The organism is Bradyrhizobium sp. CCBAU 53415, assembly GCF_028128735.1.
GTDB lineage: Bacteria > Pseudomonadota > Alphaproteobacteria > Rhizobiales > Xanthobacteraceae > Bradyrhizobium.
The window spans coordinates 43673-55372 of record NZ_LBJF01000025.1 but is presented as its reverse complement, the minus strand read 5'-3'; the positions used below and the strand labels follow the sequence as shown (position 1 = coordinate 55372).

Here is an 11700-nt window from a genome sequence, read left to right as displayed (position 1 = left end):
AATGAGCCCTTGAAGCCGCTTTCGCGCAATAGCGTTAAATTTGCCCTGTGCCGAACGGGAGGACCGATCACCCAAAAGAAACCATGTTTCCGCACGTTCTCCGCGTTTTCCGCGACCCGGACGCCGCACCCGCTGACGCGGCCCCTCCGGCACGAGTTAACCCAACGACATGAAACCCGGGCAGTGCAAGGCGCCGCTTGGTACGAAGGCGCATTGGTTGCAGAAGGAACCTCCCAACGTGACCGGGCTCGACAGACGCGAATTTCTCCTCGGCAGCGCCGCAGCCCTCGCGGCGGGCGCATCTGCGTCCGCAGTGCCGGCGTCGAAACGCGCCCAGCGCCGTCCCGGCTTTGGCGCTGCGGCCACGCTCTGGGACCTGCAAGCCGATCCACGGCTCGGCGAGGCCATCAGCACCTATTGCACCCAGGTGGTGCCGGTGCTCGAGCTGAAATGGCCGATGCTGCGGCCGGACGCGCATACGTTTGCCTTCGAACGCGCCGACGCGATCCTCGACTTCGCGCGAGACAACGATCTGACCATGCGTGGCCACGCGCTCGCCTGGTATCACGACATTCCGGACTGGACCAAGCAGATCAAGGACACCAAGGGCGTCGAGCGCGCGTATCTCGACCACATCGGCACCGTCGTGTCCTACTACAAGGACAAGCTCACGTCGTGGGATGTCGTCAACGAGCCGATCCCGGACAATCCCCGCAGTCCGAAGGACCGGCGCGACACGTTCTGGACGCAGCATCTCGGCGAGCGTTGGATTCCGCTGGCGTTCCGCACGGCGGCTGCGGCCGATCCCTTCGTCAAGCTCGCGATCAACGAATATGACATCGAATCCGCCAAGGACTCGTTCATTGCCAAGCGTGCGGCCTATCGCAGCCTCATCATGGACCTGCTCGACCAGGGCGTTCCGCTGCACGCCGTCGGACTGCAATCGCATCTGCATGCCGAGCTCGAGATCGACACGCACGGCCTCGCCGAATTCGTGACCGAGCTGCGCTCCTGGGGACTTGAGGTGCTCGTCACCGAGCTCGACGTCGACGACCAGAAGCTGACGGGCAATCCGGCGGAGCGCGACGCCATCGTCGCCAAACGCGTCGACGATCTTCTCACCGCGATCTCGACCAGCGGCCCGGTGCGCTCGATCCTGACCTGGGGCATCTCGGACCGTTACAGCTGGATCAACGGCACCTTCGCCCGCAAGGACAAGCAGCCGAACCGTCCCCTGCCGCTCGACGGCGACTTCAAGCCGAAGCCGTTCATGGACGTCATCGGCAAATTCACGAAGGACGCTTGAGCGCAACTCAGCCGCGCGTTGGCACCTCGAGCCCGGCCGCCTCGCCGATATGGTCGGGAGCCAGGCTCGGACTGCGACGGTCGCGCGAAGAGAGGCGGAACACGTCGCGGATGTCGTCGATCGAGGTCGACGAATAGGACTGGATGCAGAGCGCGACCTGCTCGGGCGAAGCCGCGCGCATCATCGCCTCGATGGCCGGGCGGTCGAGGGGCGTGTCGTCCCAGTGCGCGACCGCGATGCTGTCTTCAGTGATCCGATGTCTCGCCAGATGTTCCGGCGCGTTCGCGACGAAGTTCCCGTAAAGCAGATACTCGGAGAACTTCTTCTTCCGGCACAGCGCCAGGGCCCAGCTCAAGCCCGTCGCCGACTTGATGGCGTCGGTCATCGCACGCGTCGTAGCCTTGTCCCAGACCAGCGCGTTGCCGACATAGTCGTCTGCCGGGAACGAGCGCTCCCCGATACCCAGAAGCTGATCGACGGTGCGGAGCCACAGGCCATGCAACGGGTGATCGGCGCCGATCGCCTTGCGCGTGACGAAGAGCGGCGTCTTCTCGCCGCCGGCATATTGGCCGACGTCGAATTCGCGGAAAAACAAATTGTCCGAATCAAGGATGCAAACGCGCTGCTCGGGCGCGTTGAGGACACCGGCGATCTTGAGGATCTGCTGGATGTGCCAGCCATGCACCGGCGACGACAGCAGCGACAGCCAGACGCGCCGCTTGCTGATGAACTGGAGCGCCGGCGGCAGTGCGAACAGCCATTTCGGCAAATAGCGCGAGGCCGGAACGATGACCCGCCTGTCGGAGGCGAAACGCTCGAACAGCGGCACGTCCTCATCGTTAACGAGAACATAATGCCGCGTGTATCCCGTCAGCCAGGTGTCGATGCTCTCGCTGAGCAGCGAAAAGCGTTCGATATCCTTGGCGTAGCTGGCAGACAGGAGTGCAACGGAATGCATGGAGCGCGCTCAAATGGCCATCACGTCGCACTCATAACGGCAATAGGAGGCGATGGAAACTTGCATTCGCAATCAAGGTAAAATGAAACGAAGTATTAGCCATCCGCCGGCAGCCCCTGCGCGAGGCCGCGAAAGCGCAGCGCTACCAGGGCTGATGCGCGCCGCCACCAGTCGGCGACGCGGTCGTCGGGGGCGGTCGCGCCACGGCGGCCACGCGGACGGAGCGACTGGGGCCTGAGCGGGTTACATTGCGGACGAGTGCGAATTCACGCGCGCCAAAGCTGTGAATGACCAAGATGCGTCTTGATTATTTGGCGTCGCCGCGCAAGATTATTCCCGCGTTTTGATTTGGACATTATTTTCGACCGGGGGAGTGTTGTGGGTTTCATCAAATTTACCAAGGGCACCTCGTTGAGCGACAAGGACCGCAAGGCCCTCCGGAGGCTGCTGACCGACGAGAAAAGAAGCTTCAGTCCGCACTGAAGGACGTCGATGCCAGCCTCTCGATGCTGGGTGGGTCGAAGAACGCCAAGAAAAAGAAGAAGTAAAATTCGCCGACCGGGACGCCGCGCGAATCTCCAGACTTCAACTTTCGAGCTTCAGTTTTCGAACTTTGTTTTTCGGTCTTGAGCCTCTCGGCTGGTCGAGTTGGTGTCTCGCACAAGCTTGCGCCTGTAAACCGGCCTGCAAATCGACAAGAATTCGCCTGAGTGGACCGTTAGGGATGATCCTCTTGGTGAGTCTTGCGCAGTAGAATCTTCCGTCGGGACCGGGGATTTGGCCTCGCCTGACGCCATGGGCCCAATTGATGGCGGACGACAGAATCGAACTCTTTGTCGGGCTGATCGAGACCATTGACGCACCGGGCGCGGTCGCGGCGTGCCGGGGCCTGCTCTCGGTCGACGAACGGAGCCGGGCCGATCGCTTCATGTTCGAGCGGCATCGACGGCAATACATCTTCGCGCACGCCATGTTGCGCCTCGCGCTGTCGCGGGTCGCCTCCAACGTCGCGCCCTCCGACTGGTCGTTTGGCGCGGGCCGCTATGGGAGACCGTTCGTCGCAGCGCCCAAGACATCGAGCGCGCTGCATTTCAGCCTGTCACATGCCGACGGCTGCGTTGCCTGCGTGGTGTCGCGGCATGAGGCCGTCGGCGTCGACGTCGAAGCCGTGTCGCGGCGCGGCGCGCCGCTGTCCACCGCACTTCGCTTCTTTGCGCCGGAGGAGGTCGAGACGCTCCGCGGGCTGCCGGAGCCCGCGGCCATCGAGCGCTTCTTCGACTATTGGACGCTCAAGGAGGCCTACCTGAAAGCCAGGGGCTTTGGGCTCAATCTGCCGCTCGACGCCTTCGCGATGCGCGTGTCAGGCGAGGCCATCGAGATCAGCTTCAAGCCCGACATCGCCGACGATCCGGACGGCTGGCGCTTCTCGCTGTGCTCGCCATCGCCCTCGCATCGCCTCGCGATCGCCGATGGCTCCCGCGCGGACGGCGGCCTTCCCATCAGCCGCCATGCCTGGCCGCTTCAGGAAGCGGCTGAATGACGCCGCCGCGGCTGCGCGTCTTTCCGCGATTTCACGCAACCGCGATCGCAGGACACATGTCGGACCACCCAATCATCCACGCCGTCATTGCGAGCCATTTGGCGAGAATCAGCGCGCCTCTTCGAACCCCGCCAGCACCGAAGTCAAATTCGCGCCGAGAATATCCGAGAGATAACCGCCCTCCTGCACGAACACGGTCGGCAGCCCCATCTTCGCGATGGCCTGGCCGATGCGGCGGAAGCCGGGCGTGGTGACGGCCAATCCCTTCAGCGGATCGTGCTCGGAGGCATCGAGACCGAGCGCGATGACGAGGGCGCCCGGCGCAAACGACTTGATCGCCTTGCGCGCGAGGTCCAGCGCCTGGATGTAGCCGTCATCGCCGGTCCCGATGGCCAGGGGAATGTTGAGATTGGTGCCGAGGCCGGGTCCTTCGCCGCGCTCATGCGCGTAGCCCCACACGTAGGGATAGTACGCGACGGGGTCGGCGTGGATCGAGATCGTGTAGACGTCGGGCCGGGCATAAAAGATGCCTTGCGTGCCGTTGCCGTGATGGACGTCGACGTCGAGGATCACCACGCGCTCGTGCTTCTGCCGCAGATGCGCCGCGGCGATCGCGCTGTTGTTGAGGAAGCAGAAACCGCCGGCCATATCGCGATAGGCGTGATGGCCGGGCGGACGGCAGAGCGCGTAGGTCGCATCCTCGCCGTCCATCACCATCTGCGCGGCGGTGACCGCAACGTCGGTTGCGGCGCAGGCCGCCGCCCAGGTGCCCGGACCGATTGGTGCTGCGGTGTCAGCAGTGTGCCAGCCGAGCTTGCCGACGATGTGGGTCGGATAGGTCGCGGCATGGCGCACGGGATGGATGTTGCCGATCATCTCCGGACCGGAATCGCCGAGCGCGGTCCAGGCGTCCCAGGCTTCGCTCAGGAACGACAGGTATTCCGGACTGTGAATGCGCGCGCGAGGCCCCTGCCCAAACCTGGTCGGCTCGACCAGTTGGTGCTTGCCGTCCTTCAACCCCTTGAGCAGGCGGTCGGCGCGCTCCGGCTGCTCGGTGGTGCGCTTGACCACACCGCGAACCAGGAAGAATTGCGGATCGTGGCTGCGGTGCAGCTCGGTATGAACGGCTTTCACTCAATACTCCGTGGTCGCAGATTCCTTTGACGTGCCACGAAAGTCTTGATCTCCGCGGCGGCGAGATGCAAGCAAGAAGAATGCCGCACCTGCGCGCGCGGGTCTGCGCCGGAAGCAGATCATGCTCTAGCAGCGCCCGCGCTGGAGACAGTGCTCCCGCCCCTGCTGGTCGGTGCGGAAGGACTCGATGAAGCCACCCTGGCGCTGGGTGACGAAGACGGTCTTGCCGTCGCTGCCGCCGAAGGCGAGGTTGGTCGGCTCCTTGCCCTTCAGCGCGATCTCCCGCTCGACGGCGCCACTTGGCTTCATCAGCGCGATCGTGCCTTTGAGAATGCGCGCGACATAGAGACGACCGGCAACGTCGGTGCGCAGACCGTCGACGGTGTCGGGCTGAAACGACTTGACGAGTCTTGCGCCGGTGAGCTCGTTGCCGCTGATCGCATAGGACCAGATCTGGCCGCTGCTGGATTCGCCAACATATAGCGTCTTGCCGTCCGGGCTGAGGTCGATGCCGTTGGTGGTGCCCATCGCCCGCGGCGCGGCCATGACCTGACCCTGCACCGTACCGTCGGCTCTCTTCGCGATGCGCCAGATGTGTCCTTCGCGGCCCTTCCAGTTCGGATCGCTCGCATAGATCGTGCCGTCGCGCGCGATCGTGATGTCGTTTGGCTGGTTCATCTCCTCGGAGTGAAACCAGAGGGACGGCTCGGTCGCGCCCTTCGGGATCGCGAAGATGTTGTGCTTCCTGTAGTCGGCAATGAACATGGTGCCGTTCCGATCGAAACGGATGGCGTTGCCGACGCTGCCTGCGGGAAGCACGGTGAACGGCTCCGATGCCGCGCCGCCGGCCGGGAGCCTGCCGATGGTGCCGGGCTTGCCGAGATTGACCACGAAGAGGTTGCCGTCGAGGTCGGCGGCAGGCCCTTCGATGCCATGGGTGTATTCGCCCGCAGGGGTCGCCTGTGCGCTTTCGAACAGCTTGATCTCGGCGCGGGCGGGCGCGGTCGCGACGCAGAAAAGGATGCTACTGCACAGGCACCAGAAATTCCTGCCGGATGTAATAGCCATCGAGGTCGGTGCACTCGCCATTCAGATAGGGATCGGCCGGTCGGAAGAATCGGCTGAAGCCGGGTTTGTCTACAGCGCTCCTTTGTGTCACGACAACGACCTTGGCGGCCGGTATTTCGCCGCATTCCTTGTTCGTCCTGCCATAGAACTTGCGCTGTGGCGGACCGGACTTGATCCGCATGCGCGTGCCCGGAACCATTTTCGCGACGAGCAGATCCACCGTATCCAGCAGACGTTTGTAGCCGGGCTCGGTCTTCGGCAGGCTCTCGCCGCCCGGCGGCATCAGCTTCTCCGCGCCCAGCCCGCGCAGCCGCGTGCGCAGCTTGCCGGCGTCGGGATCACCCGGATAGATCCAGCCGTCTTGCGACAGCATGAAGCGGAGCGCGGCGTCGTCCTTCTCCATCTCCGATTGACCCGGCGTCAGGCCGAAATCCGCGTGGCAGCCGACGCAATGCTTCTCGACGAGGCCCTTGCGCAGCATGGTGAGCCGGGCGCTGTTCTGCGCGTCCCTGGCGACGAAGGCCGCGAGCTGGTCGATCATGGCCTGGCTGCGCATGTCGCAGGGGAGCGGCTGAGGCGCATCGCCCGTTGCGCGGTCGATGCGGATCACGGTCCTGTTCTTGTCCTCGACCAGCCAGATCGCGCCGTCCTCGGCAACCGTCATGCCGACCGGGGCGCCTTGTGGCCGCGCGCCATTGACGCGGTGCCAGCCTGCAATCAGCTCCTCGAACGGCGCCGCAGCGACCTCGCCGGCATCGGTCTGGAAGCTGCGGGTCGGGTCGGCGGCGCAACTGACGTGATAGCGCACCGGCGCCGGGGCAGGTTTGGGGAAGCCGCGATCGTCGACGTCATAGACGAGCAGGCGGCTGCCGGTCGGCCGATAGCCGTGCAGGCCGACCAGCAGCTTGCCTTCGAGCTCCGGGAATCTGCCGCCGTGATAATACAGCATCGCGAGCGGCGCGCCGTGCGGCGGCAGCAGCGAGAACGGGGCCTTGTAGAGCGCGTTGGCCGTGCAGAGCGACTTGTAGATCCCTGATTGCAGCACGAGCTTGAATTCGGGGTTCGGCGTCGACAGGTCGTGGCAATAGGGCCAGCCATAGTGCCGGCCCTGCTCGATCGCGTTGATCTCCTCGTTTGGCTTGAAGATGTCGGGCAGGTCGCGGCCGTTCTCGCCCTGCAGGAAGGCGTAGCCAGCATCCGGAAACATCGGGTGCAGCGCCAGCGCCATCGAATTGCGCAAGCCACGCGCATAGACGGTGTGCGGCGGATCGGGATCGCCAGCCGGCAAGGCCGGGAAGACGCCGCCAGCCGGTGGCGTGAACAACCAGATCGCGGCCATGGCGGAGGCGCCTTCGGCAGCCGCACAGGGCTTTGTGATCGGCGATGGCGTGATGCAATCGTCGCTGTGCGAGCCGACATTGACGAACAGCCGGCCGTTCCTGTCGAACACGAACTGCTTCAGCGGGTGCGCGCTCTCGTCGAGCCTGGTGCCATCCGGCAGCGTGATTCGGCGGCCGGGCATGTGGCGGATGATGGTCTCGACCGTGCTCTGTGGATTGTCCGCAAGTGGATCGAACCGGAAGATCGCCTCCGCGGTCGAGGCGTAGAGCTTCCTGTCGGGACCGATTGCGAGGCCGAACGGATATTCGACTCCGGTCAGCACTTCCTTGAAACGCCGGCCTTGGGGCGCGCGCGGATCAAGCAGCAGCAGCCGTCCGTCGGTGTGACCCCAACCGCCCATGTCGGCCACCACGAACAGGTCGCGGCCGGGCACCTGGATGATCGAGCGCGGAAATTTCAGGCGATCCTCTTCGCTGGCAACCAGGCCGGCGCAAAATCCCGCCTTCATGTCGATCGGGATCCTGGGAAAAGCGAGATCGCCGCTGCCGCAAGTGTCAGTGCCGATCGCATAGCCGCTCTTTCTGATCGGCTCCGACGAAGCGGGGGCGAAGCCAAGCAGCGCTCCGACGACAGCCGCCGCAAACACGCGCAGGCTTCGGCGCTCGCTCCCGAATGTGAACTGGTTCACGGTGCCCCCCGACTTTCCGGCGAACTTGTTCCATGCCGCCCCGGCGCCGTCCAGCTGGTCATCACCCGCCTGTGATCAAACCTGTCACGACCTTCGTGCCGACCAACCTCCGTAAATTCCCTTACCGGGTTCAACCCGAATGTTTCGCGAATGCCTGGGGTGGTATCGATTTGCCGTCCCGATCGCTTTCTACAGGAGGCGCTTATGGTCCAGGTCTACTTTCACTGCTCCAACACCGAGGGCACGCTGATCGACCGCTATGGCGCCGCAGTCGCCAATCTGACCGAGGCACGCGACCGCGCCGCCCAGATCATGAACTCGATGATCCAGACGCCCGGTGCCGAAGACTGGCGCAACTGGGTCATCCATGTCAGCGACGATGACGGCGAGGAGATTTTCGATCTCCCGTTCACCGCCATTCTCGGCAAGCCGCATTGAGGTGATGTCATGTTGCTCCCTTCACTGAGCCTGCTCCGCCAGCCCCTGACTTTCGTCGCCACCAAATGGCAAACGCTGATCCGCGTGGCGGGCAACCCCTACCGCCCCGAGTTGCACTACATGCGCGGGCCTGGCCCGAAATGGCGCGCCAAGCATCAGGCCAGCCGACTGGACCGCTCGCTCTGAGCGATTAGGCTTCTAGAATTCCTGCTTATCTTCGTCGTCATGGCCGGGCCTGTCCCGGCCATCCACGTTTTTGTGGCGCGGATGCAAAGACGTGGATGCCCGGGGTCAAGCCCGGGCATGACGAGTGTGGTGCGTAGTCCAAGCTCACCGCCCCGTAAACCTCGCCTTGCGCTTCTCGACGAAGGCATTGCGGCCTTCAATGGCATCCGCGCTCTTGCGGATCACCGCCTGAAGCTCGATCTCGCGGCGGAACTGCGCCTCGTAGGTCGCATGTTCGCTCTCCTCGACCAGCGCGCGCGTTGCCACCAGGGCGCGCGTCGGTCCATCGGCGAGGCGGCGGGCCAGACCTAGCGCCTCGTCCATCAGCTTGGCATCGTCGACGACCTGCCGCACCAGGCCGATCTCCTGGGCGCGTTCCGCCGTCAGCGGCTCGTTCAGCAGCATCAGCTCGAGCGCGCGCTGCCGGCCGATCAGCCGCGGCAATAGCCAGGTCGAGCCGAGATCGGGCACCAGCGCGATGCGGCTGAACACCTGGATGAAGCTCGCCGACCGCGCCGCGACGATGATGTCGCCGGCCATCGCCAGACTAAAGCCGCCGCCGGCCGCGACGCCATTGACGGCGACCACAACGGGTACGCGGCACTCGCGCAACGCCCTGAAGGCCGGCCAGTAGAAGCGCATCACGCCGGCGGCAATATCCTCGCCCAGCGCCTCAGACGCCTTCAAATTCTGCCCTGAGCAAAAACCGCGCCCCGCGCCCGTAAGGATCAGTGCGCGGACGCCCTCATCCCCAGCCATCTCGACAACGGCTCCGGCGAGCGCGCCGAGCAGGTCCGGCGTCATCGCGTTCAGGCTCGCCGGCTCGTCGAGCGTCAGGATCCCGACCGCGCCATCCCGCACCTGTTTCACACCTGCCATGTCGCGCCTCCCTTTGGATGTTCTCGTTGGCCGCAATGTGCCATTGTCCGCGCGCTCCGCCAATCGCGGAGCCTCGATATCAACGCAGCACACAAGACGACATCATGCCTCACCAGTTCAGCCGCACCCAAGCCATCCGTAAACCTGCCGTCAAATCCAGGGGCGGCATCGTCGCCGCGCAATCGCGGCGGGCGGCCGAGGTCGGCGCCGAGGTGCTGGCGGCGGGCGGCGACTGCGTGGATGCGATCGTTGCGACCACCTTCGCGCTGAACGTGCTGGAGCCCTGGATGAGCGGCATGGGCGGCGGCGGTGCGATGGTGCTCTACCGCGCCAGGGAAAACCGCTACGAGGTCATCGACTACGGCATGTGCGCGCCGCAGAGCCTGCGCGTTGCCGACTATCCGATCACGGGACAAGGCGCGGCTTCCGACCTATTCCCCTGGCCGCGGGTGAAGGACGACCGCAACATTCATGGGCCCGGTTCGATCGCGGTGCCCGGCGTCGTGGCCGGCATGGAGGAGGCGCATCGCCGCCACGCCAGGATGAAGTGGCAGGACCTGGTAGATCCCGCCGCGACGATCGCCGGCGAGGGCCTGCTGGTCGACTGGTGGACGACGCTGATGATCGCGAGCACGGCCGCCGATTTGCGCCGGTATCCCGCCAGCGCCGAAACCTTCCTCAGGGACGGCCTGCCGCCGAATGCGCCTTGGGGTATCAAGGCCGAGACGCGGCTGCCGCAGGACAAGCTGAAGGCGACGCTGGCTCACCTTGCCGCGGCCGGCGCGCGTGATTTCTACCAAGGCGATCTCGCCAGGAGCATCGCCTCCGATATCAAGGCCGACGGCGGTTCGCTCTCGGTCGAGGATCTCGCCGCCTTCCGCGCGCATCTGCGCGAGCCGCTCGCGATCCCCTATCGCGGAGGCAAGGTGTTTGCGACGCCGGAGCTCACCGCCGGACCGACCATGGCGCATGCGCTGCGCCTGCTGCAGCAGAATTTGCAGCCGGCAGGCACACCGGATGCGGCCGCCTATGTTGAATATGCGCTCGCCCTGCAATCGGCCTATCGCCAGCGGCTCGACGATATGGGCGATGCCGACGGCAAGCGTTCGCTCGGCGCGGAATATCTCGCGCCGGCCTGCACCACGCATTTCTCGGTGGTCGACCGTCACGGCAACATGGCCGCCGTGACGCAGACCCTTCTCTCCACCTTCGGCTCGAAATACGTGACACCGCACACCGGCATTCCCATGAACAACGGCATCATGTGGTTCGATCCGACGCCGGGCACCACCAACTCGCTCGCCCCCGGCAAGCGCTGCCTGACCAACTACACGCCTGTCATCGCCGAGACCGGGGACGGCAAGCGTCTCGCGGTCGGCGCCTCCGGCGGCCGCCGTATCCTTCCGGCGGTGACGCAGCTCGTATCCTTTGCGATGGATTTCGGCATGGACCTGGAAGGCGCCATCCACCAGCCGCGCATCGACGCCAGCGAAGGCGCGGTCGTGATCGGCGATGCGCGTCTGCCGGCGGACGCGCGCAAAGCCCTCGCCGCGCGCTTCGACTATGAAGAGGCGCTGGTGCAGTCGCTGCCGATGAAGTTCGCCTGCCCGAGCGTGGTGATGCGCGAGGGCGACACGAATTTTGGCGCGGTCGAGATCTTCCAGCCGTGGGCCGAAGCGGTGGTGGAAAGCTGAGCGTCCGCCAGGCAAGCGACAACGACGCACGGATCGATGCGCGACGGCGCCAGCGTGCGTTGAGCCGATGCGTGATTGCGCATCTCCGCGAGCGTCACGACTCCTCCACATTTGCAGGGAATTTGACTGCGCGCAGCTCGTTCGCTGAACGGACAAGTGCGCTCGCCCCACTGGAGGACACGATGAAGAAACTTGCGCTCGCCGCGTCGCTGATCATCGCGGCCGGCTTTACGTTTGCCGGCCCCGCGGCTGCAAAGGGTGGACATGGTCATGGTCGCGGCCATGGTCACGCGATGGGCCATCATTATCATGGCACGCCGCCGGGATGGCACCATGGGCGCATGGTTGGCTGGCGCGGCATGGGATGCCCGCCCGGCCTGTGGAAACAGGGCCGCTGCTGACGCCCACTCTCCAACTCCTTGCAAGGCG

Annotated in this window: 11 protein-coding genes; 6 read left to right on the top strand and 5 right to left on the bottom strand. The window is 65.0% G+C overall.

What is annotated here, in order from left to right; translation table 11 throughout:
- Positions 1-238: 238 nt before the first annotated feature.
- Positions 239-1306: an endo-1,4-beta-xylanase gene (locus XH87_RS21235; RefSeq protein WP_271588747.1), complete on the top strand. Its 1068-nt coding sequence runs from the start codon at positions 239-241 to the stop codon at positions 1304-1306.
- 7 nt (positions 1307-1313) lie between these two features.
- Here the strand turns inward: XH87_RS21235 and XH87_RS21230 are convergent, their stop codons facing one another.
- On the bottom strand, positions 1314-2264 hold the full coding sequence (locus XH87_RS21230) for a DUF6492 family protein (protein ID WP_158668979.1): 951 nt from the start codon (positions 2262-2264) through the stop codon (positions 1314-1316).
- A gap of 808 nt (positions 2265-3072) precedes the next feature.
- Between XH87_RS21230 and XH87_RS21225 the strand changes: the two genes are divergently transcribed.
- On the top strand, positions 3073-3804 hold the full coding sequence (locus XH87_RS21225) for a 4'-phosphopantetheinyl transferase family protein (RefSeq protein ID WP_035705465.1): 732 nt from the start codon (positions 3073-3075) through the stop codon (positions 3802-3804).
- 108 nt (positions 3805-3912) lie between these two features.
- On the opposite strand, the gene XH87_RS21220 is transcribed toward XH87_RS21225, so the two are convergent.
- The 3 genes from XH87_RS21220 to XH87_RS21210 all read right to left on the bottom strand — a co-directional run bounded on the left by XH87_RS21220 (position 3913) and on the right by XH87_RS21210 (position 8035).
- Positions 3913-4938, bottom strand: coding sequence for a histone deacetylase family protein (locus XH87_RS21220; RefSeq protein ID WP_271588746.1), 1026 nt, complete (start codon positions 4936-4938; stop codon positions 3913-3915).
- Between the two features lie 126 nt (positions 4939-5064).
- Positions 5065-6006, bottom strand: a complete 942-nt coding sequence (locus tag XH87_RS21215) for an SMP-30/gluconolactonase/LRE family protein (protein WP_271588745.1) — start codon at positions 6004-6006, stop codon at positions 5065-5067.
- Entirely contained in the window at positions 5963-8035 is a 2073-nt protein-coding gene (locus XH87_RS21210) for a PQQ-dependent sugar dehydrogenase (protein WP_271588744.1), read from the bottom strand. The genes XH87_RS21215 and XH87_RS21210 overlap by 44 nt, the downstream gene beginning before the upstream one ends.
- Positions 8036-8239: 204 nt before the next feature.
- On the opposite strand from XH87_RS21210, the gene XH87_RS21205 reads away from it, so the two are divergent.
- Positions 8240-8473: a DUF6894 family protein gene (locus XH87_RS21205; protein ID WP_035705455.1), complete on the top strand. Its 234-nt coding sequence runs from the start codon at positions 8240-8242 to the stop codon at positions 8471-8473.
- 9 nt (positions 8474-8482) lie between these two features.
- Positions 8483-8659 carry a hypothetical protein gene (locus XH87_RS21200; protein WP_193374123.1) on the top strand — a complete coding sequence of 59 codons (177 nt, stop codon included), beginning with the start codon at positions 8483-8485 and terminating at the stop codon, positions 8657-8659.
- Positions 8660-8803: 144 nt separating this feature from the next.
- On the opposite strand, the gene XH87_RS21195 is transcribed toward XH87_RS21200, so the two are convergent.
- Entirely contained in the window at positions 8804-9577 is a 774-nt protein-coding gene (locus XH87_RS21195) for an enoyl-CoA hydratase-related protein (RefSeq protein ID WP_271588743.1), read from the bottom strand.
- Between the two features lie 104 nt (positions 9578-9681).
- Between XH87_RS21195 and XH87_RS21190 the strand changes: the two genes are divergently transcribed.
- Together XH87_RS21190 and XH87_RS21185 are read left to right on the top strand one after the other, a co-directional pair.
- On the top strand, positions 9682-11271 hold the full coding sequence (locus XH87_RS21190; protein WP_271588742.1) for a gamma-glutamyltransferase: 1590 nt from the start codon (positions 9682-9684) through the stop codon (positions 11269-11271).
- A gap of 182 nt (positions 11272-11453) precedes the next feature.
- Complete coding sequence (locus tag XH87_RS21185; protein WP_271588741.1) at positions 11454-11672, top strand: hypothetical protein; 219 nt, start codon at positions 11454-11456, stop codon at positions 11670-11672.
- Positions 11673-11700: the final 28 nt, after the last annotated feature.

Coding starts and splice junctions, on each gene's coding strand:
- XH87_RS21230 (WP_158668979.1), bottom strand. CDS start 2,264: ATGCATTCCGTTGCACTCCTGTCTGCCAGCTACGCCAAGGATATCGAA.
- XH87_RS21225 (WP_035705465.1), top strand. CDS start 3,073: ATGGCGGACGACAGAATCGAACTCTTTGTCGGGCTGATCGAGACCATT.
- XH87_RS21215 (WP_271588745.1), bottom strand. CDS start 6,006: ATGGCTATTACATCCGGCAGGAATTTCTGGTGCCTGTGCAGTAGCATC.
- XH87_RS21205 (WP_035705455.1), top strand. CDS start 8,240: ATGGTCCAGGTCTACTTTCACTGCTCCAACACCGAGGGCACGCTGATC.
- XH87_RS21200 (WP_193374123.1), top strand. CDS start 8,483: ATGTTGCTCCCTTCACTGAGCCTGCTCCGCCAGCCCCTGACTTTCGTC.
- XH87_RS21195 (WP_271588743.1), bottom strand. CDS start 9,577: ATGGCAGGTGTGAAACAGGTGCGGGATGGCGCGGTCGGGATCCTGACG.
- XH87_RS21190 (WP_271588742.1), top strand. CDS start 9,682: ATGCCTCACCAGTTCAGCCGCACCCAAGCCATCCGTAAACCTGCCGTC.
- XH87_RS21185 (WP_271588741.1), top strand. CDS start 11,454: ATGAAGAAACTTGCGCTCGCCGCGTCGCTGATCATCGCGGCCGGCTTT.